This is a genomic window from Bartonella sp. AA168HLJHH, assembly GCF_042197365.1.
Lineage (GTDB): Bacteria > Pseudomonadota > Alphaproteobacteria > Rhizobiales > Rhizobiaceae > Bartonella.
Window position 1 is genome coordinate 1 of record NZ_JBHIRS010000057.1, and the last position, 1,693, is coordinate 1,693.

The 1,693-nt window shown below is 40.3% G+C and carries 1 protein-coding gene and 1 pseudogene; both read right to left on the bottom strand.

Annotated elements, in window-relative coordinates; genetic code table 11:
• Window positions 1-147: 147 nt before the first annotated feature.
• A complete protein-coding gene (locus tag ACFINM_RS09690; RefSeq protein ID WP_375641286.1) occupies window positions 148-1,611 on the bottom strand; it encodes a replicative DNA helicase in 1,464 nt (487 codons plus the stop codon).
• Window positions 1,568-1,693: pseudogene (locus ACFINM_RS09695) on the bottom strand (late control protein); the annotation flags it as partial. The gene ACFINM_RS09690 and the pseudogene ACFINM_RS09695, both read right to left, overlap by 44 nt.

Here is a 1,693-nt window from a genome sequence, read left to right on the forward strand (position 1 = left end):
TGTAGCTTGCCAGCGGGTTTTGTATATTTTGCCACTAGGTTTTGTACCAATTTATTTTTTCTCAAAGAGTTTTTAAGGGGTTCTCAAAGGGTCTTCAAATGCTTTTCAAAGGGTATTTAAAGCTCTCTTTAACGCATTTTTCTGCTCCTATTTTTCCAAATCACTAAAGCGTGTAAAATCGGATTGAAAGGCAAGGGGAACGATTCCTGTCGGACCATGGCGTTGTTTTGCTATAATAACCTCGGCTTTACCCTTGGCTTGCTCCATTGCCTCTTGCCACTTGCTATACTCAGCAGTGCTTTCTTTGGGTTCTTCATTTTTGAGATAATATTCTTCACGATAAACGAACAGAACAATGTCGGCATCTTGCTCGATTGAACCAGATTCACGTAAATCGGAGAGTTGTGGACGTTTATCGGTTCGGTTTTCAACTTGACGTGAAAGTTGTGACAAAGCAATGATGGGAATATTGAGTTCTTTTGCAAGTGCTTTTAATCCGGTGGTAATGGCTGTAATTTCTTGAACGCGGTTTTCTAATGAACGCTTTGAACCGCTTGTCATGAGTTGGATATAATCGATAATCAAGACATCTAAACCATGTTGTCGTTTAAGACGCCTTGCACGGGCGGCCAATTGTGCAAGGGATACACCCCCCGTTTGATCAATATAAAGAGGGATTGTTTGTAAGGAACGCATTGCGTAAATGATGTTGGTAAATTGCTCTTCTGAGATATTACCACGACGCATATCAGAAGAAGAAACCTTTATTTGTTCTGAGATAATACGAGTTGCAAGCTGTTCAGTTGACATTTCAAGTGAGAAGAAACCTACAATACCCCCTTCATTGGTTTGGCTGTTATCATGACGCTTGCAAGCATTGGCAATATTAAAAGCAATATTGGTCGCCAGAGAGGTTTTCCCCATTCCAGGGCGTCCAGCTATGATAATCAAATCGGATGGCTGTAGCCCCCCCATTTTTTCATCAAGGGTTTTGATATGGGTAGCTATCCCTGAAAGCTGTGAGGAACGCTTTTTCGCAGCGCTTGCCATGTTAAGTGCTTTTGCAATGGCTGTATCAAAGTTTTCAAACCCACCCCCATATTTTCCTTTTTCGGCGAGCTCAAATAACTGATTTTCAATTGTTTCAATTTGTTGGGAAGGTGTAAGTTCGACAGGCGCATCAAAGGCTGTATTGGCAACTTCATTGCCAAGATTAATCAAAGAGCGTCGGATAAACAGATCGTAAATGACGCGTCCATAATCTTCAGTGTTAATAATAGTGACTGCCTCTGTGGCTAAGCGAACAACATACTGGTATACAGTAATATCTCCAACTTTTTCTTCCATTTTGATATAGGGCTTGATTGTAATTGGGTTTGCAAGATGACCATTTTGAATAATTTGTAAGACAATCTCAAAGATCTTTTGATGTAGCCTTTCAAAAAAATGTTCTGCTTTGAGAAAGTCTGAAACGCGATCGAGTGCATTATTATTAATCAGGATTGCTCCAAGTAATGCCTGTTCAGCTTCAATATTATGGGGAAGTTGACGAAAAGAAGAAGCAAAATTATCTCTTGGATTTTCTGTTTTTAGCATGTTCAGTGTTCTCATTGCTTTCTTTTCCCTTGTTTGGTGCCTCGAGTGTGATTTCTGTTGTGTATCCGCTTTGTTTTTCATAGCGGTGGGTGACGGT

Excerpts from the sequence above, each read along its gene's own strand:
- ACFINM_RS09690 (WP_375641286.1), bottom strand. The coding sequence starts at position 1,611 with ATGAGAACACTGAACATGCTAAAAACAGAAAATCCAAGAGATAATTTT.